General features: G+C 49.7%; 15 protein-coding genes. 5 read left to right on the plus strand and 10 right to left on the minus strand.

Translation table 11 applies throughout. The features are described 5' to 3' along the window. Positions 1–8: 8 nt before the first annotated feature. From ACYVF1_RS07870 to ACYVF1_RS07890, 5 genes are all read left to right on the plus strand, one after another. Positions 9–974, plus strand: coding sequence for a DUF2157 domain-containing protein (locus ACYVF1_RS07870; protein ID WP_461077298.1), 966 nt, complete (start codon positions 9–11; stop codon positions 972–974). Positions 975–1,012: 38 nt separating this feature from the next. Continuing rightward, positions 1,013–2,200 (plus strand): hypothetical protein, encoded by a 1,188-nt coding sequence (locus ACYVF1_RS07875; RefSeq protein ID WP_461077300.1) that lies wholly within the window; start codon positions 1,013–1,015, stop codon positions 2,198–2,200. Positions 2,201–2,245: 45 nt separating this feature from the next. Next, on the plus strand, positions 2,246–2,461 hold the full coding sequence (locus ACYVF1_RS07880; protein WP_461077302.1) for a type II toxin-antitoxin system VapB family antitoxin: 216 nt from the start codon (positions 2,246–2,248) through the stop codon (positions 2,459–2,461). Beyond that, on the plus strand, positions 2,449–2,853 hold the full coding sequence (gene vapC / locus ACYVF1_RS07885; protein ID WP_461077304.1) for a type II toxin-antitoxin system VapC family toxin: 405 nt from the start codon (positions 2,449–2,451) through the stop codon (positions 2,851–2,853). Before ACYVF1_RS07880 ends, vapC begins: the two co-directional genes overlap by 13 nt. A 105-nt stretch (positions 2,854–2,958) precedes the next feature. Beyond that, entirely contained in the window at positions 2,959–4,146 is a 1,188-nt protein-coding gene (locus tag ACYVF1_RS07890) for a phosphoglycerate kinase (protein WP_461077306.1), read from the plus strand. Positions 4,147–4,180: 34 nt separating this feature from the next. Here ACYVF1_RS07890 and ACYVF1_RS07895 read toward each other — a convergent pair whose 3' ends face one another. The 10 genes from ACYVF1_RS07895 to ACYVF1_RS07940 all read right to left on the minus strand — a co-directional run bounded on the left by ACYVF1_RS07895 (position 4,181) and on the right by ACYVF1_RS07940 (position 18,663). Next, a complete protein-coding gene (locus ACYVF1_RS07895) occupies positions 4,181–5,677 on the minus strand; it encodes a tetratricopeptide repeat protein (protein ID WP_461077308.1) in 1,497 nt (498 codons plus the stop codon). Between the two features lie 14 nt (positions 5,678–5,691). After that, entirely contained in the window at positions 5,692–6,447 is a 756-nt protein-coding gene (locus ACYVF1_RS07900; protein WP_461077310.1) for a zinc ribbon domain-containing protein, read from the minus strand. Positions 6,448–6,464: 17 nt separating this feature from the next. Beyond that, the gene (locus tag ACYVF1_RS07905) at positions 6,465–7,565 is read right to left on the minus strand and encodes a Nif3-like dinuclear metal center hexameric protein (RefSeq protein WP_461077312.1); all 1,101 of its coding nucleotides are present in this window, start codon (positions 7,563–7,565) and stop codon (positions 6,465–6,467) included. A gap of 54 nt (positions 7,566–7,619) precedes the next feature. Then, positions 7,620–8,906 (minus strand): MFS transporter, encoded by a 1,287-nt coding sequence (locus ACYVF1_RS07910; RefSeq protein WP_461077314.1) that lies wholly within the window; start codon positions 8,904–8,906, stop codon positions 7,620–7,622. Positions 8,907–9,029: 123 nt separating this feature from the next. Then, positions 9,030–9,671, minus strand: coding sequence for a bifunctional 4-hydroxy-2-oxoglutarate aldolase/2-dehydro-3-deoxy-phosphogluconate aldolase (locus ACYVF1_RS07915; RefSeq protein ID WP_461077316.1), 642 nt, complete (start codon positions 9,669–9,671; stop codon positions 9,030–9,032). Further along, positions 9,668–10,678, minus strand: coding sequence for a 2-dehydro-3-deoxygalactonokinase (locus ACYVF1_RS07920; RefSeq protein WP_461077318.1), 1,011 nt, complete (start codon positions 10,676–10,678; stop codon positions 9,668–9,670). Before ACYVF1_RS07920 ends, ACYVF1_RS07915 begins: the two co-directional genes overlap by 4 nt. A 113-nt stretch (positions 10,679–10,791) precedes the next feature. After that, positions 10,792–13,050, minus strand: coding sequence for an outer membrane protein assembly factor BamB family protein (locus ACYVF1_RS07925; protein ID WP_461077320.1), 2,259 nt, complete (start codon positions 13,048–13,050; stop codon positions 10,792–10,794). A gap of 68 nt (positions 13,051–13,118) precedes the next feature. Next, positions 13,119–14,093 (minus strand): hypothetical protein, encoded by a 975-nt coding sequence (locus ACYVF1_RS07930; protein ID WP_461077322.1) that lies wholly within the window; start codon positions 14,091–14,093, stop codon positions 13,119–13,121. Positions 14,094–14,183: 90 nt separating this feature from the next. Next, complete coding sequence (locus ACYVF1_RS07935) at positions 14,184–15,659, minus strand: RagB/SusD family nutrient uptake outer membrane protein (protein WP_461077324.1); 1,476 nt, start codon at positions 15,657–15,659, stop codon at positions 14,184–14,186. Between the two features lie 13 nt (positions 15,660–15,672). After that, complete coding sequence (locus tag ACYVF1_RS07940) at positions 15,673–18,663, minus strand: SusC/RagA family TonB-linked outer membrane protein (protein WP_461077326.1); 2,991 nt, start codon at positions 18,661–18,663, stop codon at positions 15,673–15,675. Between the last annotated feature and the right edge of the window lie 133 nt (positions 18,664–18,796).

The raw sequence follows: 18,796 nt of genomic DNA on the forward strand, positions 1-18,796 counted from the left end.
AAGCGTTTATGTCCCCCAACGACGTATTAAACGAGCTTCATAAACAAGGCATTTTAGACACTAAACAGCAAGCTCAAATCGCCGATATTGAGCAGAAAAAGCCGTTTTCGCTGCATTGGGAGCTTCGATCGATGCTCTACATCGGCATCCTGCTGTTCAGTGGTGGTGTGGGACTTCTGGTTTACGATAACTTCGATCAGATTGGGCACGGCGCCTTACTGGTTGCCATTGCCGTAGCCTGTGCCGGATGCTTCTACTTCGCCTGGCGAAACCGCCCCGACTGGACACCTTCCGAAAGCAAAAGCCGGTCAACATTCGGCGATTACGCACTAATTCTAGGCTGTCTCCTTTTTCTGACGCTGGAAGGCTACGCACAGTATGCCTACAACGTATTCGGCACGCGCTACGGACTGGTAACCCTGCTGCCTGCTTTGTTGTTTTTGCCGCTGGCATATCGTTTCGATCACCGGGGCGTATTGGGTATGGCGTTGACTGCTCTGATTTCGTGGGTGGGCGTAACGGTCAGACCGCTGGAGCTGTATTTCAAAACCAACTTTTTCGATCAGGGAACCGTCTTTTCAGCCATTGGTTTGTCGCTCATTTTGCTTGGTACGGCCTTCTTGCTGGAGCGCCGACGTATCAAACCGCATTTCACATATACGTACCTGACCATCGCAGGCAATCTGCTCATGGTAGCAATGTTGGGCGGGCTTTTCAATTTTGACGGAATACGACTTGGTTTTGCGGCCGGAATAGCCGTTGCCTGCGTTGCCCTTGACCGCTATGCCCGACGCGAAAAATCCTTTCTGTTTTTGCTGATGAGCGTTGTGTATGGCTACATCGCTGTTACGTACCTGTTTATTCATTACATTGATCCTCAAGACGATGGAGCCTATTACTGGTATTTTATCCTGACCGGCATTGGCGTTGTTTACTACCTGATGACGCAATTGCCGAAACGTGGAAAATCGTGATTCGCCAACGTAGCGAGCCCTAACTTTTCGCCTTTTCTATGAAAGCTTATAATGAAAAATGGATTTATAATCGCTCAATTCTCGAACAGGCTGAGCGGTGGCACCGGCAAGGTTTGTTGACTGACGAGCAAGTGGCACAGCTGCAGAAAGAATATCCGGTGGAGTTCAGACAGACGAATGGGTTTATCGAAATCGGTCTATTTCTGTTTACGACCGTTGCGATTCTGGCCTGTTACATGTTTCCCGCCAACGTTTTCTGGAACGACATTAAGAGTAAGTATGGCTACGCTATTTTCAATATTGTGTCGGGCATTGCGGTGGGCGTTATCGGTCAGATGCTCATTAACAGGCGATTGCTTTATCGAAATGGTATCGACAACGCTTTTGCCGCTACGTTGGCCGGTCTCCTGGCGTTCGGTCTGAATCAGCTTATGCCTGACGAGTGGTCAGTTGCTACGCACTGTTTTGCTACGTTGCCACTGTTGCTGCTGATACTTTGGTACTATGGCGATACGTTGATTGCCTTCTTTACGCTGGCCGTATTTTATGCTGCTATTTTCGATAGTCTGCTAAAATACAACTGGGGCAAAGACGCGTTGCCTTTCGTGATGATGGCCGTCTCAGGATTGCTCTATGTGCTTGTGAGACAGTATTTTCGCCGTTACCCAAAAGAGACGTACTACGTCGATCCGCTGAACCTGATGCAATGGATAGCCTTAATGATGCTGGCTGCCAGTAGTAATTATTTTGTCGTTCGTGAACTGAACGGGGTATTGCTAGGCCCACACCTACGTAGCGGTACGTTAGCAACCCCCGAAATTTCGCTGTCGGGTCTGTTCTGGGTACTGACTTTTTTGATTCCGGGTATTTATCTGGCGGAAGGATTGAAGAAACGAGACCGAATGCTGGTTATTCTGGGGGCGCTTGGCCTGATTGCGGCTGTCGTTACGTTGCATGAATACGTAGCGCTGGTGCCGCTCAACGTAGCCATGACCATCGGCGGACTTATTCTGATCGGTCTTGCCGTAGCTGGAATTCGCTATTTACAAAAACCAAAACATGGCTTCACCGACGCGCCAGATGAAGATTCGCCTAACGAGTTTCTGACCAACGTAGCAACCGTGGCCGCCGTTCATGCTACGGGAGTTGCTCAACAAACGCACAAAAATGACCTGCGTTTTGGGGGCGGTGATTTCGGCGGTGGAGGCAGTGAAGGGAAGTACTGATGTGTATAAAATTGATTATTTTTGTGTATAACCTATCAGTGAGCTATGCGAACAAATATTGATATAAATGATGAGTTGATCCAGGAAGCGATGGAAATCAGCCATACAAAAACGAAGAAAGCTACTGTTGAGCTGGCTTTACATGAATACATCAAAATGATGCGTCGCAGAGACCTGCTTAACTTAAGGGGAAAAGTCCAATGGGAAGGCGATTTGGATCAAATGCGTACGGATGATACTCCAAATGGATGGGACAAATAATTGTTGATACGTCTGTATGGATTGATTTCTTACGGGATATACAAAATGCAAAAACTGACTTAGTAGCTGAAAATGTAGGAATAAAAGACTGGCTATGTATTTCACCCACAATTTTACAGGAAGTACTACAAGGTGTGGCTACAGACAGTCAGTTTGAGCGGATAAAAGAGAATTTGCTTGCCTGCAGGGTATTACAAATCAACCCCGTTGAAGCTGCTGTTGGCGCGGCTGAATTGTATAGAACGCTACGTAAAAAAGGCGTTACGATTCGAAAGCCGAATGACTGCCTAATAGCTTATTACGCCATTTTCTATAACGTACCGATTCTACACAGTGATGCCGATTTTGATCAGATTGCCCGCTTCACGGCCTTACGTATCGCAGGAGAATAGACACTACGTTGCTGAAATGTTCTAAACTTTGATAAGGCTTACAACATCCATCTGCTGAAAAACCGCTAAGTTTGGCCCCGCAAACCAACGACCAAACGTAGTCGCATGAAAACCGTAGATTCCTACAATTTCGCTGGAAAAAAAGCCCTCGTTCGGGTAGATTTCAACGTACCGCTCGATAAAGACTTCAACATCACCGACGATACCCGCATCAAGGCTACCATCCCAACCGTCATGAAAATTGTGAATGATGGTGGATCGGCCATTCTGATGTCGCACCTGGGTCGGCCGAAGGGTGGACCCGAAGAAAAATATTCGCTGAAACATTTATTACCCGCGCTCAAGGAAGCGTTTGGGCGTGACATAAAATTCGCGGACGATTGTATTGGTCAGTCGGCTACCGATCTGGCTGCCAGCCTGCAACCCGGTGAAATTCTGCTGCTCGAGAATCTGCGTTTTTACAAGGAAGAAGAAAAAGGCGACGTAGCGTTTGCCGAAAAACTGGCTAAACTAGGCGATGTATGGGTAAACGATGCCTTCGGAACGGCTCACCGTGCACACGCTAGTACGGCCGTTATGGGGCAATTCTTCGACGACCGCGTGGCTGGTTACGTCATGCAGGCCGAACTCGACAATGCCAAAAAGATACTGGAAAATGCCGAACGTCCTTTTACGGCTATTATGGGCGGAGCCAAAATTTCCGACAAAATCCTGATCATCGAAAAACTGCTCGATAAGGTCGACAACCTCATTATCGGTGGTGGCATGACGTATACATTTACCAAAGCGCAGGGCGGTCAAATCGGTAAATCGCTGCTCGAAGCCGACAAACAGGATTTAGCGCTCGAGCTGTTGAAAAAAGCAGAAGAAAAAGGCGTAAAAATTTACATGCCGCTCGATAATGTCTGCGCCGACGGCTTCTCGAACGATGCTAATCAACAGGTTGTCAAGACAGGCGAAATTCCTGATGGTTGGGAGGGGCTCGACATTGGCCCCGAAACGATCAAGTTGTTTACTGACGTAGTACTGCAATCGAAAACGATTCTCTGGAACGGCCCGATGGGTGTGTTCGAGTTCGAAAATTTCGCCAAAGGGACCGACGCCATCGCGGAAGCGGTAGTAAAAGCCACTGAAGAAAATGGTGCTTTCTCGCTCATCGGCGGTGGGGATTCAGCATCGGCCATTAATCAGGCTGGTTATGGTGATCGTGTCAGCTACGTATCGACCGGCGGTGGTGCCTTGCTCGAATATATGGAAGGAAAAACGTTGCCTGGAGTAGCCGCGCTGCAATAGAGACTGGTCCGCCGTTGCGGGGCATGCCTTGTCTCTACAATTGACTTAACCCCGCTCGTGCTTTGTTATCTACGCTGTTTTTGTATTCGTGGTGCTTAAAACTCAGGGCTTTCTGGAAAAACGATCGGGCGCGGGCTCGGTCGTTTTTTTGTTTATAAATATAGCCCAGTTGTAAGGCCGCTGTGGCCCCGAACGAGAGTTGGTTTGGTTCGCTTAGGGATAGGGCACGATTTAGATAGGGAATAGCGACATCCGGATCGTTTCGGCGTTGATAGATGCGTCCCAGTCGGTAATTATATTCCGCTTTTTCGACGGCTTCCGGAAATTTCGCTTCACTAAATGGACGTAAGTACGCCAGTGCACTGTCGGTAAAACCACCATCGGAAGCTAGTCGGGCGCGCATCAGCACTTTCTGATTGGGCGAAGTGCCCCGTTTCAGATAAGCCTCAGCAAATTTCTGAGCTGCTTTATCCGACTCGACCGTAGTACGTCCTGTGCTCAATACCTTCTGCAAAAAAGGCCTTGACTGGCCATCGGATTGATTGTCCAGCCAGTGGCAGAGGAATAGTTTATAGTACGTGTCTTTCACGAAATTCCGGCCTTTGTAATTGGTCAGGAAAAGCTGAAAGTGTCTCGTTGCCGTTACGTACTCACCTTTTTGCAGATAAATATCACCCAGTATATTTTCTATAATTGGTAGGGATTGATACGTATTTCCAGCAGGGCGTTTAGTTAAGTAGTTGAGCGCCTGTTCACTATGCCCGTTTTTCTGCTCGATAGTTGCACCGAAGAAGTGCAGGAGCAGATTGTCGGGGTGGTCATGAACGAGCCGTTTTAAGGCCTGACTATCGACATCCGTAAACGTTACTACGTAGGCACGTACCATCAGATCAATCAGCCGGGCTTCCAGGCCGAACGTAGCATCTTTTTGGGCACGTAGTAACTCCTGCTGTCCCTGACTCACACTGCCATGCAAGCCAAGCAATCGCGCTACCCAGGTATAATTATCTGGAACTGAACCGATCATGACATGAAGCGTTCCCAGCGATTTATACGTTGGCAGGAAATCTGGAAAACGTTTCTGGTTCTCGGCCAGTAGTTTGTACGCGCGGATAACGTCCCAACTAGCGCTGATTTCCTTACCAAACTTTAGTTTGGCGAAAGCCCAGTGAAGGCGGACTTCAGCCTGCAACACCCGTTTCCAGGGCGAAGTATCGTCCAGCGCTTTCAGGGCGTCGAGTCGCTCATCCTCTCGTTCACTAAGGCTGGCAAAGGCTTTATCGTCATCGGACGTAACGAGCGTGAGCATATCGACGTAATTATCCAGAAAAATACGGATGCCATTACTCGCCTGCTCAGCCGACAGAGTCTGTTGAGCCGACTGTATTTTCAGCTTTTGCAGATCGGTGTAGGCACGTAACTGCTCTGAGGTCCAGGCAAAATCCTGCGCGGAAGCCAACAGTGGGATCAGCCATACTATAAACAAAAGCACCGGGTTGCGGCCCGGTGCTTTTCTGAAGATATATCTCATACGTAACGTATTGCTTACCGACCACGGCCAACCGGAGCTGGCTCGGGAACACCTTCGACATCAGCGAAAATCCGGCCACAATGTTCGCAGACGATGATCTTCTTTTTATCTTTAATATCGGCCTGACGCTGAGGAGGTACTACGTTAAAGCAACCGCCACAGGCACCACGCTTCACCATCACAACGGCCAGGCCGTTGAGTGCGTTACCACGGATTTTATTATATGAATTCAACAGGCGAGGCTCGATCGTAGCAGCCTGTTCTTCCCGCTGTCTGATAAACTCTTTTTCTTCTTCCTGACTCTCCGACGTAATTTGATCGAGTTCCTGTTTTTTCGCTTTCAGGTCTTCTTTTCGTTCGTTGAGAGCCGCCTGCGTCGTTTTGATTTCTTCTTCCTTGCCCCGAACGCGGAAGGAAGCTTCGTTAGCCCGTTTTTCAACCAGTTCGATTTCAAGCGATTGCAGTTCAATTTCTTTCGAAATAGCGTCGAACTCGCGATTGTTCCGCACGTTCATCTGCTGATCTTTGTACTTGGTAATCAGCTTTTCGGCGTCTTTTTTAGCTACCCGATTGCGTTCGATATCTTCTTCAAGAGACTTGATTTCACTCTGAAATTTGCCAATCCGTGTTTCAAAGCCAGCGATATCGTCTTCCAGGTCGCGGACTTCTTCGGGCAGACCTCCACGAATTTTTATGAGTTCGTCTAATTGAGAATCAATGGATTGCAGTTTCAGAAGAGCGTCTAATTTTTGCGCAATCGTAAGTTCCATTCGGAGAATTGTTAGTGCTATATGAAGTAACGGACTGGATTCGTGTCCGTTTCAGATAAAATTACCGCAAAAGTAGTGAATTTTTTTGCCAAATGCTGATAAAAAAGCTCTTTCGTAAAGACTTCGCTCTCATAATGACCAATATCGCAGATACAAATACGCCCGTCGGCGTCGAAAAACTCGTGGTATTTGTAGTCAGCGGTAACGAAAATGTCGGCTCCGGCACGTATCGCATCAGGTAGGAGAAAGCTCCCAACGCCCCCACAAACAGCCACGCGTTTGATCGGCCGGTCGGGTAAATCGGTGTGTCGAATCAGATTCAGTCGCATGCTTTCTTTCAGATACGAAAGCCACTGATTACTTTCCATCGGCTCTGCCAGTTCACCCACGGCGCCCGAGCCAACTTCCTGATTCTGATTGTCTAACGTAGTGAGGTAGTACGCAACTTCTTCGTAAGGATGGGCTTTTCTAAGGGCAGTTAATACGTTGTTTTGCTGATACGTTGGAATAATAACTTCGATTCGATTTTCAGGCTCTTCATGGTATTCTCCCACTTCACCAATAACCGGATTTGCTCCTTCACTGGGTTGATACGTTCCGGTACCATTTACCCGAAAACTGCAATTTTTATAGTCGCCAATCTGACCGGCACCAGTTGCATAGAGCGCGTCCAGCACACGCTGCGTATCAGCTACGGGAACGAACGTAACGAGCTTGCTCAACACCTGCGTTTTGGGTGCCAGAATTCGAATATTCTGAAGTTTCAGTTTTTCGGCAATCTTGAAATTTACGCCACCCGCTACGTTGTCCAGGTTGGTGTGAGCCGCATAAATCGCTACGTTGTTTCGGATGGCTTTAATAATGGTACGTTCTACGTAGGTTTTGCCATTCAGTTTTTTTAACCCTTTAAAAACGATTGGATGGTGGGCCACCACTACGTTGCAACCCTTGGCAATGGCCTCATCGACAACGGCTTCGGTGGCGTCGAGCGAAATCAGAACGCCTTTAATTTCATCATTCGGATCACCGATGATTAAACCAGCGTTGTCATAAGATTCCTGATAAGCGAGGGGCGCAAAGGCTTCGAGATAAGCCGTAAGTTGACGTATTTGAACCATAGTAATTGCAGTCGAACCGCAAAGATAGCTTATGTAAGGTCATCACCTCTTTCGCTACGTTATCTGATCAATGTCTACGGTCTTAGGTTTGCGGGTTAGTAAGTGAATAATTACCCATGCGGTCAGATACGTAAATCCGCAGATGGTGAACAGGATGTTGTAGCCTCCGCCCAGATTTCCAACGGCTTTATACGAATCGAGCAGGCTACCGACCAGCATCGGGAAGAGAATGCCACCAACGGCGCCAGCCATTCCGGCAATACCGGCAGCCGAACTGACGGCTTGTTTGGGAAATAAATCGGAAGCCATCGTAAACACGTTGGTTGCCCAGGCTTGGTGAACGGCAACTGCCAGACTGATCAAGCCAACGGCTACCCAGACATCGGTAACAAACTGAATCAGGATGACAGACAGCTCAATTATAGCAAAGGCAAACAGCACTGTTTTACGAGCTTTCAGCGTCGGCCAGCCACGTTTGATGAGCCACGACGACAGGTACCCTCCGCCAATGCTACCGACGGTAGTTGCCAGATAGATCAGCATGAGTTCAAGGCTGGGCTTTTTCAAATCGAGTTTGAACATGGACGAAAAATAGGAGGGGAGCCAGAACAGAAAAAACCAATAGATTGGGTCGATGAGCCCTTTGCCCGTAATGAGTGCCCAGGTTTGCGGCAACGTAAACAATTTGAACCAGTTAACGCTGGTTTTAACTTCGGGTTCGGTTTCCTGATCGCTGGTAATGTATGCGTATTCTTCGGACGTCAATCGTTGTTGGCGAGTCGGTACGTCGTAAAAAATGACCCAGAAAATCAGCCAGACGAAGCCCAACGCACCCGTTATCCAGAAAACTTCCTGCCAGCCATAATTACTTAAAATCCAGGGTACAATCAAAAGTGCGGCCACTACGCCAACACTTGTTCCGGCGTTGAAAAGCCCTGTTGCCAGCGCCCGCTCTTTTTTGGGAAACCACTCCGCAACGGTCTTCACGGCGGCCGGATAGTTACCTGCTTCGCCTAATCCTAATCCTACCCGAGCAATACCAAAGCCAATCGCACTACGGGCGACGGCATGGAGCATACCCGCTACGCTCCAGAAAATAATTGTCAGAGAATAGCCGACTTTGGTGCCGACTTTATCAATGAACCAGCCCAGCAGCAACAATCCAGCCGCGTAAGCCGCCTGAAACGCCATAACAATGCGGGCAAAATCGGTTTCGCTCCAGCCAAATTCGACTTCCAGAATGGGTTTCAATAAGCCAATAATCTGGCGGTCAAGGTAGTTGATGGTTGTTGCCAGAAACAGTAGTACAACAATGACCCAACGGTAGTTACGGATTTTCAAAACGGTACGGGTTTAGGTATTAAAAGGCCCTGACAGGCTCCGGCTGTCAGAGTCGCGATAGCGACTAACTAAATACCATCCGGCAATTCCGACAGCCGGAGCCTGTCGGGGCCTACTGCCTCCTCAATTACTACGTAGCTGGTGGACAAATTCCTGAAAGTGTGCTGTCAATCCAGCCCAGTCTTTTTTGCTAATGAGGTTCTTGTCAAATAGATGACTCCCGATCCCCAATCCATCCGCACCAGCTTTCAGGAAATCAGTCATGTTCTTAAGGTCGACTCCGCCCGTTGGGACTAGTTTTATCTGGTTGAGCGGGGCTTTCAAATCTTTGATATAACCCGGGCCTAAGGTCGTCGTCGGAAAAACTTTTACCATACTGGCGCCTAATTTCCAGGCTTTGTAGACTTCAGAAGGTGTGAACGCACCTGGAAAAATTGGTACGTTAGCCTTCACGCAGGATTTGATCACTTTTTTGTCGAGAATGGGCGTAACGATGAATTGTGCCCCGGCGTCAAGGGCTTTCTTAAGGTCGTCTTTCGTACAAACGGTGCCCGCGCCGATGTTCAATCCTTCCGCGTAATGCTCCCGCGCGTAACGTATCACTTCCTCAGCGCCCGGCGTATTCATAGTTATCTCAATGGTTGTGAGGCCAGATTCCCGGTAGATTGGAAGAATCTGCTGGATGTCGTCAACTGCTACGTTACGGATGATACCCACAATGGGCATTTGGGTGAACAATTCCCATGAAAAAGAAGATTGATTCATTTTGCGGGCACTTTGGCGGTCTGGTTCTGGAATAAATTGATTTGCCCAATACTGGCAACCCGATCAATGACATCGGGCGGAATAGTAATGGTACGATGCAGCAGATTCAGCTCGGCGAGCGCCAGTTCATAAAAAACGGACAGGTTACTGCCACTGCACAATACCAGCGACGAGTTTTTTTGATTGAGCAGTGGATTTAATTCGGAGCCGATAAGTAAGCCGCTCAGATACAGCGCATTTTGTTTTTTTGTCAGCTTATCGAAAAGCTGATTCGTGCGAATAGTGAACAGACTATTGAGGATGGGCGACGTAGTAGAACGCCTTACCCCCCGCCTGAATGCATCTTTGTCGCTATCGGTAAAATGAGTGAGATGGGACGTATCGACCGAGTCTTTTAGAATGCTTTGGTGCGCCATTAATTCGAATAATTCGCCAGTCATATACGTATCAAAACCAACGAGTTGGTCGCCCTGAATGGCCATATGTTTTGAATGAGTTCCCGGAAAAATGCAGATCGCGTCTTGTGGTTTGTCGCCCGAAAGCTGGAGCAAGGCAATCAGGCCCACGAGCTGCGTTTCTTCACCGCGCATTACGTCCTGATCACTGCTTACGCCCGAAATCAGCATAATCTCGTGTGGAAAATTGGCCTGCGCATCGAAATGTCGCACACTAGCCTGACTGCCATCGACTGCAAACGGTAATGTAGCGTACGGAAGTTCGTCCATCCCGATCGAGGATGAAGCCATGCCGGAAATAACTACCGGAATGCCGCTCAAAGACATATTGACTTTTTCAGCCAATCGGTCAATTTGCTTCTTTAGTTGCTGACGAAAAAACTGGTCGCGCGAGATGCCCTGCGATTCGCCACTGTTTTGCCAGCCAGTAAACGTACCGGCTACACCCGTTTGTGAATGAATTTCGCCGAGACTCTGATAGTCAGAGACATCCATCAATCGAAGTCGAAAGAAGGAAGTGCCCCAGTCACAACACAATAAAAAATTGACCATCAGTTTATAGGTTAAGATTAATGGATAAGAGGTAAAAGAAACGGAGCCTGTCTTGGTTGAATCAGCGGTTTGCAAATACTCATTCGCAAGCTTCGTTCGATATGTATCATGCGTTATTTAGACGTTTGTGGCAATGCGAAGGCTACATACGAACCGCCTGATTTCAAGCCGTATCGACTTCCGCCACAGGCAATTGCTACGTACTGCCGCCCATCAATCATGTACGTAATGGGCGTAGCAAAACCACCCGCCGGCAGTTTGTACTCCCAGACAATCTTGCCGGTTTTCTGGTCGAAAGCGCGCAGTTTTTCGTCATACGTAGCGGCAATAAAAACAAGCCCGCCCGCCGTTACGACTGGCCCACCGTGGTTTTCGGTTCCGGTTGTCGGTAAGCCTTTTTTGGACAATTCCGGGTATTCCCCCAGCGGCACCTGCCACAGAAAGTTGCCCGTGTTCAGATCGATGGCATTCAGTGTTCCCCAGGGCGTTTTCAGCGCAGGATAGTTTTCCTGGTCGCGGAATTGCGTGTTGCCGTTGTTTAAAAAAGGTGGTGAATACGGAAAATCAGCATTTTTCGACGTAGCAGCCGTGACTCCCGACGCGTGTACGTCGACAACAGCAGGCGCGTTTGACGGGGTTGTTGGCTTCTCTTTTTTGAGTAGAAAATTGACGATAGCGTCCCGATCTTCTTTCGACAAATGCCCAAACGACGGCATCCGACCCCGACCCGTTGCCAGTATGCTATGAATCTGCTCGCCCGACAAACGACTGCCTACATCTGTCAGATCAGGATAGGCTTGATTGGCTGCATTGGCGACTGGCTTCGACTTGCTTTTATCGCCCAATCCATGACATACCGAGCAGTTGGAATTGAACAAAGCCGTACCCCGTGTGATGGCAACCCCCTGATTCTGACGGACGTCGCGCATCTTGAGCCACCACAGCATGTTGTTTGAATTCACGTAGAAAACCCCACTTGGGTCGGCGGCTGTACCACCCCATTCGGCTCCGCCACCCATCCCGAAATATAGACTGCCTTCCTCGCTGGGCGGCATGTATTTGCTGCCTTTCCTGCTGTTGCGGTAACGTTCCAGTACGTAGGCGCGGGCTTCGGGAGTCCGGTCGGTGATGTTGGCTTCGGTTAATTCCTGCATACAAAACGGAGCCGGTTTGGTCGGGACTGGCTGCGTTGGCCAGGGCTTTTCGCCGGGTAGCGCCGGACTGGTTGGTACCGGAACTTCTTTCACCGGAAAGAGCGGTTTACCCGTATCGCGATCAAAGACAAACACGTAGCCGTCTTTGGTGGCCTGCGCTACCGCATCGACCATCTTACCGTTGTGTTTCACCCGAATCAAATTGGGCGGACAGGGTAAATCGCGGTCCCACATATCGTGGTGGACAGTCTGGAAATGCCAGACACGTTTGCCGGTTTGGGCGTTAATCGCGATCACACAATTCGCAAACAGATTCTGACCAGCGCGCGCACCACCGTAAAAATCGACAGACGGCGAACCGGTACCGGCGTAAACGATGCCTCGCTTTTCGTCAATGACCATGCCCGCCCAGCAGTTGGCCCCACCAATTTTTTTGTAAGCATCTTTCGGCCAAGTATCGTAGCCATATTCACCCGGCAACGGAATGGTTCGGAACACCCAAGCCAGTTTGCCCGTGCGCACGTTGAACGCCCGAATGTAACCCGGGGGCGCATCGCCCCCCTCCGATACACTGGCTCCCGTGATGAGCAAGTCTTTGAAAATAACGCCGGGCGTCGTCATGCGAATGGACAGGTTTGCCATATCATGCCCCATCGTTGCGGCATCACCCATGCCTTCATGCAGGTCAACTTCACCGTTGGTGCCAAAACTGAAAACAGGCTTACCGGTCTGTGCATCAATGGCGTATAACGTAGCACCAACGGAATAAAGAATACGTTTATCGTTGCCATCTTCCCAATAAACAACGCCACGTAGCGGATGAAAGCGGGGACGTCTTCCGGGATCAGCAAACGGGTCGAACTGCCAGAGCTGCTTACCCGTAGCAGCTTCAATGGCAAATAATTTCATGCGGGGCGACGTACCATAGAGAACACCTTTAATCACAATCGGCTGACACTGAATGTCATTGCCGCGCTGATTGGGATTCGTATTATCGCCGGTTTCGTAGGTCCAGGCTAGTTGTAGATTTTTTACGTTCTGCGTACTGATCTGCGTTAATGGAGAGTAACGGTTGCCCGCGTTGTTTCCGCCGTAGGTCGGCCAGTCGTTGCTGGGCCCCTCAGCCTGATACGTAGTAACGACCTGTTTCTCCCAACGTAGCGGCCAGTAAATTCCGAGCGCCAGCAGACCCAAACAGACTTTTAAGAGCGAATGCATAGATTCGTAACTATGTTAAGTTTTAGGAAAAGTTTTTACGTGAGCGATTGCCCTAAACGTTGCTGGGGTTATTTGGTATAAAATTCATACGTTATCGTCCAGCTTATTTCCTGGCCGGGCGCTGCCGACAAACGGATGTACGGCTCCGGGCAAGACGTAGTGGAACAGGCCCAGTAGACCAGTTTTTCGAGCGGTTTGTCGCCCCTGATACGTACACCAGCCCCCGTTTTCTGATTTTCGATACGTATGTCGTAATCCGTCGACGTAGCACCGAAGCCCTGTAAACCAGCGCTATAGACCTGTTCTTTTTTCTCCAGATCGCGCGAATACGCTAGTTTATTTCCCTGCGCAACAATGGTACTGCCAAACCCTTTGCCCTCACCTTTCACCTCGAACGGAAACTGCACATTTACGGTGGGGCCAGTGGGTTGCTTGTCGATGATGAAAAAGTTGTGATTATACGTACTGGTTTCAATGGGTAGTTTGCCTGTGTTTTTCAGGCGATGCTCCAGCACCAGTTCGGGTTTGCCTTTCGTGAGTTTTACCGTTTTCTGATACTCGTACCCATAGCCCGACGTAGCGTCGTTCAGTTTGTGCGAGAAATCAACCTGATCTTTCGATTTCTTGATGGACCGTTCGCCGGGATTCGCGATTTCGTAATACTTGGCAAAAGCATACGGTTTTTCATCGGGTTTACGTAGTACGCCCACGCCGATTTTTACGAACGTACTGCCCGGTTGTGCTTCGGCATAGCCCAGCGGTACAAACTCCTCCGCCGGACCGCTAATAGCGTCGTGCAGTTTTGGGTCGTAGTTCTCGAACCACGGTTCGATAAAACTATGTCCCTTGTAATCAAGATTTTTAAACGAACCCGCCCAATCGAAGCGCGTACCCTGGTAATATCCCTGACTGGCATCGGGCAGGTACAACGTAGTCTGGATAGCCCCGTTCGAGAGTTCGGCTTGCGGGAAATCGGCCAGGGGGAGGGTGACGCTGCACAATCCTCCAAGCGCACAAAGAGAAAGAATGGTTGTTTTCAACATCGTATCAATTGTTAAATGGACCGCACCGGCGGACCGGCAGATTTTTATGATCTTAATAAATCATAAAAATCTGCGGTCCATATACCTACTCTAATTCAAGTTCGGATTGATCGACGTATCGGTATAAGGCAATGGAAACCAGTAATTGGCTTTCGTAATCGGCTTGATTGGTTGCAGATCATCAGGGCTTTTGGCCGCATTAGCGGCTTCTACCCGTTCGAGACGTATCAGATCGAACCAGCGGGTGCGCTCGCAGGCGAATTCCCAGGCACGTTCCTGTACAACTTCATCGGCAAACTGCGTGGCTGTCAGACCATCGGCTGGCGATAGCGCTTTCGTACCCGTTGCCCGGCCCCGTAAACGTACCGCGTTCAGGGCATCATAAGCTGCCTGATCTGGACCACCCGTACCCCGTGCTTTGGCTTCAGCATAAATGGTAAGTACGTGCGGGTAGCGCATCATGACCGATGGCAGCGAAATACTCGACGTAACGACATTGCCTTTTATGTACCATTTCTGGTAATATGGGTGCCGGGTCAGGCTTTTGTCCCAGGGCGTTTTGGTAGTGCCCAGCCCAAATTCGGTACGGAACGTAGCATCTTTACGGGGGCCAGCCGGAAAATCACGGAAGAAATTCAGTTCGGCAAACATATCATCCCAACCGCCTTCTTCGCCCGGCATTGTTGTATTACCATACGTAGCGTTGGCCGTTCCGCTTCCACCCGTGAAGCCGTTAATCTGGAAAACCGATTCTGGAATGCTAGCTACCGCCGGATCGTTTTCGAAAACGGCAGCAAACGTAGGCATCAACTGAAAACCATACGTAGCGCGGTTGTCGATCACCTCTTTAGCTTTGGCAGCAGCCAGATCATAGTTGGCAGTTAATTTCAGCGGCCAGCCAGCCATCGTCAGATAGACATCAGCTAGAAACGCCTTCGCCGAACCCACGTTTGGCCGACCTGGATCGCGCCGGGTGTTGGGTAGCATAGTTTCGGCTTTCTTCAAATCCTCTACAATTAACGCATACACTTCGGCGGGCGTCGACTTCTTGATCGTGAGTAGATCAGCCGAATATTCACCTACCAAAACCAATGGAATACTGCCGTAAAAGCGCGTTAACCAGTAATACGAAAACGCACGAATGAAGTAAGCTTCACCGGCAATGATGTCGATGGTTGCTTTGGTGCCAACCGTTTTCTGGTAATTGTTTATTACGTTGTTCGCGCCCTGAATGGCTTTGTAACAACCATTGTAAACGGCTCCTGAGCGCTGGTTGGTGGTCGATACGTTAAACTGATCAAATTCGCGCCAGTCGGCTTTGTTGCTGGCTGGGTGTGTCGTTACATCGTCGCTGCCGATAGTCGCGGCATTGGCCGATGGATGCAGGAATCCGTATGTCCACTGGTTGCCCAGGCCCCGGTACGCGCCGGTCAGGGCTGATTCAAGACCGTCCTGCGTGGATAGTACGTTTCCGCCGTACAGCAATCCGGTTGTGTTTTCTTCGAGGTAACTTTTGCAGCCGAAAGTAAGCGTTGCCGCCAGGGCTACTATGACTAATTTTTTCATGATCGTTCAGTTTTTAGAAGCCCAGATTGATGCCAAGTGTGTATTGTTTGGCGTTTGGATAGGAACCGTAATCGATACCGATGGCCGTATCGGTGCCCGAACCAACACGCGCTGACTCTGGATCTGGACCTTTGTATTTTGTGATCGTAAACAGGTTCGTGGCGCTGGCAAACACGCGAATGTTCGCTTTGTTCTTGATGAAACCGTTCGGTACGTTATACGAAAGGCTGACGTTTTTCAACCGAACAAAGCCACCATCTTCCAGGAATCGACTTGATTGCGTAAATGGCTGATACGTTTTCGTGAAAGCCGGTACGTCGGACGTTTCGTTGCCGGGGCGGTAGTAATCCCGAATTTCAGACAGGATAAATTGCCGCGCATCGCCTGAACCTGACAAGGCGGCCGCCCGCGTGTAGTTGAGCTTGTCAACACCAAATACACCGTTGAAGAATACGTTCAGCGTCAAGCCTTTGTACGTAAAGGTGTTGTTCCAGCCCGCTGTTCCTTTTGGGAAAGCCCGGCCAATAATCTGGAAGTCATCCGTCGTAATGGCATTGTCGCCGTTAATATCCTGATAGTGCGGATCGCCCGGTACGCGTCCTTGTCTGGCAGCCTGATCAGCTTCATTCGGTTTCCAGGTTCCGAGGTATTTCAGACCCCAGTACGAACCCAGCGGCTCGCCCGGAATCAGCATAAACTCGTTGGTAGTCGACATACCGCCCCCTACGCCTGTTCCCTGACCCAGTCGTGGCAGACCGCCCAGACTGATAACCCGGTTCTGGAGCGTCGAGTAGTTGAGGTTGGTTTCCCAACGGAATCCGCCTTTGTCGAAGGGCGTAGCACCGATCGAAAACTCAAAGCCTTTGTTCTCGATTTCCCCGACGTTACGTGCCTGCGTACCACCACCTGCGTAACTTGGAATTGCTACGTTCAGCAACAGATCGGTCGTGTTTTTCTTAAAATAATCGGCTTCGATACGTATCCGGCCGTTCAGGAATTCCATCTCCAAACCAACGTCGACCTGTTTTGTGGTTTCCCATTTGAGGTCAGGGTTGCCGGGGTTGCCCAGGATTACGCCAGCCGTAGCCGCCGTGTTGTTGAAGGCCGAAACGATACTTCCGTAGGTCGACAACGTAGCGTATGGGTTGATGGCCTGACTTCCGGTCATACCCCAGCTTCCGCGCAGTTTCAGGTTGCTGAATACGTTCATGTTCTTGATGAACTCTTCTTCCGATAACCGCCAGCCGAGAGCCACCGACGGGAATACGCTATACCGGTTAGCTGCGCCAAACTTCGACGAACCATCACGCCGAACGGCAGCCGTAACGAGGTATTTGTCTTTGTAGCCGTAGTTTACCCGGCCGAGCAACGATAAAAGCGTCCATTTCTGAAAGCCTGAGGCTACGGTAGCAGCTGTGTTACCACCAATGTTGTCGTAGCCCAACTGCGGGAAACGCAGGCCCGATGCGCTGGCTGTAAAGTTCTGATCGGTGAACTGTTGCGTTTCCAGAACGGCAACCGCGTTGATTGAGTGATCGCCAACTTTGAGGTCGTAATTCAGCGTGTTGGTGTTTTGCAGCGTAAACTGTTCGGCCGAATAGCGGCTGGCGGTTGGGTTGTTGTTCGATAACCGTTTGCCATTCAGGTTGAGGTTTTGCGCGTTCAGGTAGTTAACCGCGTACTGCAAATCAAGCGAAAGTCCTTTGATTGGAAGCTTATAATTCAGGCCGCCAATGAGGTTTAGGCCCGTCCGGTTCTGATCGACCGACTGATCATACAGGTAGTCTAACGGGTTCCGATATACCGAACCGATTGGATCTGTAAACGTCGGTTGACCGTCAGAACCATACGCGGGCGTGGTGGGTGCCCAGGCCAGCGCCTGAACGATAGCGCCACCGTCGAGCGTGTTGTGGTTTTGCGACCGTGTGCCCCATAGATTCAGCCGGAACGAGAGTTTGTCGTTGATTTGGGTATTCAGGTTGGTACGTAGAATGTACCGCTTGAATCCGCTGTTATTGACAATCCCATTCTGATTCAGGTAGTTGCCCGAAACCAGGAACGTAGTTTTGTCATTTCCGCCCGAAACAGTAATCTGGTGTTGCTGTCCGCTTCCTTTCCGAAAAACCAGACTTTGCCAATCGGTGCCTCCATTCTGCTTGTATTGCGCAATCTGATCAGCCGTAAAAGGCAAACCGGAACCAACCGCCGTAGCCCGCGCATTCACGATTTCGGCAAATTCACCGGCGGGCAATACGTCGTAGCGTTTGATGTTTTCCGACGTACTGAACTGTCCTTCGTAATTCACTTTCAGGCCTTTCGAGCCTTTTTTGGTCGTGATAATCACGACGCCATTCGCACCCCGGCTTCCGTAAATCGACGTAGAAGCGGCATCTTTCAGCACCTGAAGCGTCTCAATATCACTTGGGTTAACGAAGTTGAAGTTGGCTCCCACGAACCCATCCACTACGTAGAGTGGGTCGTTATTTCCCAATACGGAGTTGGCGCCCCGAATCCGGATGCGGGCATCACCACCGGGCGCACCGTTGGTCTGCGTTACCTGCACACCAGCCGCGCGGCCCTGTAATACCTGATCAAGACGAGTAATCGGTTGTTGCGCAAATTCTTTGTTCGAAATCGCCGTCAACGCACCCGTTACGTCGGTTTTCCGCTGCGTACCATACCCCACGACCACCACTTCACTTAACGTTTTCAAATCTTCGGCCAATTGCACGTTAATCTCACTACGTCCATTGATGGCAACCGTCTGGCTCGTATAGCCAATGTTCGAAAAGACCAACGTAGCATTGCTGGCTGCATTCACTGCGTAATTCCCCGACCCATCGGTCGACGTACCCGTTGTCGTTCCGTTCACCTGAACGTTCACGCCAGGAAGCCCCTGGTTATCGGGCCCGGTTACCTTTCCGGTAATCCGGCTACTTTGTGCAAAGGCAACGCTCGAACTGAGCCCCCATGCCAGCAGGAAAAGTTTTAGATAGTTTTTCATTTGTACTTGGGTTTATTAAGAAATCAGAACCGGGATTTAACAGATTTAGGGATTAGCAGGATTTTGTTTAAGATGGGACTGAGTTGAGTGACAGGCTTCAGAACCGGGATTTAGCTGATTTAAGGATTTATAT

The organism is Spirosoma flavus (genome assembly GCF_054778555.1).

Coding starts and splice junctions, on each gene's coding strand:
- ACYVF1_RS07870 (WP_461077298.1), top strand. CDS start 9: ATGTCCCCCAACGACGTATTAAACGAGCTTCATAAACAAGGCATTTTA.
- ACYVF1_RS07875 (WP_461077300.1), top strand. CDS start 1,013: ATGAAAGCTTATAATGAAAAATGGATTTATAATCGCTCAATTCTCGAA.
- ACYVF1_RS07880 (WP_461077302.1), top strand. CDS start 2,246: ATGCGAACAAATATTGATATAAATGATGAGTTGATCCAGGAAGCGATG.
- vapC (WP_461077304.1), top strand. CDS start 2,449: ATGGGACAAATAATTGTTGATACGTCTGTATGGATTGATTTCTTACGG.
- ACYVF1_RS07890 (WP_461077306.1), top strand. CDS start 2,959: ATGAAAACCGTAGATTCCTACAATTTCGCTGGAAAAAAAGCCCTCGTT.
- ACYVF1_RS07895 (WP_461077308.1), bottom strand. CDS start 5,677: ATGAGATATATCTTCAGAAAAGCACCGGGCCGCAACCCGGTGCTTTTG.
- ACYVF1_RS07900 (WP_461077310.1), bottom strand. CDS start 6,447: ATGGAACTTACGATTGCGCAAAAATTAGACGCTCTTCTGAAACTGCAA.
- ACYVF1_RS07905 (WP_461077312.1), bottom strand. CDS start 7,565: ATGGTTCAAATACGTCAACTTACGGCTTATCTCGAAGCCTTTGCGCCC.
- ACYVF1_RS07915 (WP_461077316.1), bottom strand. CDS start 9,671: ATGAATCAATCTTCTTTTTCATGGGAATTGTTCACCCAAATGCCCATT.
- ACYVF1_RS07920 (WP_461077318.1), bottom strand. CDS start 10,678: ATGGTCAATTTTTTATTGTGTTGTGACTGGGGCACTTCCTTCTTTCGA.
- ACYVF1_RS07925 (WP_461077320.1), bottom strand. CDS start 13,050: ATGCATTCGCTCTTAAAAGTCTGTTTGGGTCTGCTGGCGCTCGGAATT.
- ACYVF1_RS07930 (WP_461077322.1), bottom strand. CDS start 14,093: ATGTTGAAAACAACCATTCTTTCTCTTTGTGCGCTTGGAGGATTGTGC.
- ACYVF1_RS07935 (WP_461077324.1), bottom strand. CDS start 15,659: ATGAAAAAATTAGTCATAGTAGCCCTGGCGGCAACGCTTACTTTCGGC.
- ACYVF1_RS07940 (WP_461077326.1), bottom strand. CDS start 18,663: ATGAAAAACTATCTAAAACTTTTCCTGCTGGCATGGGGGCTCAGTTCG.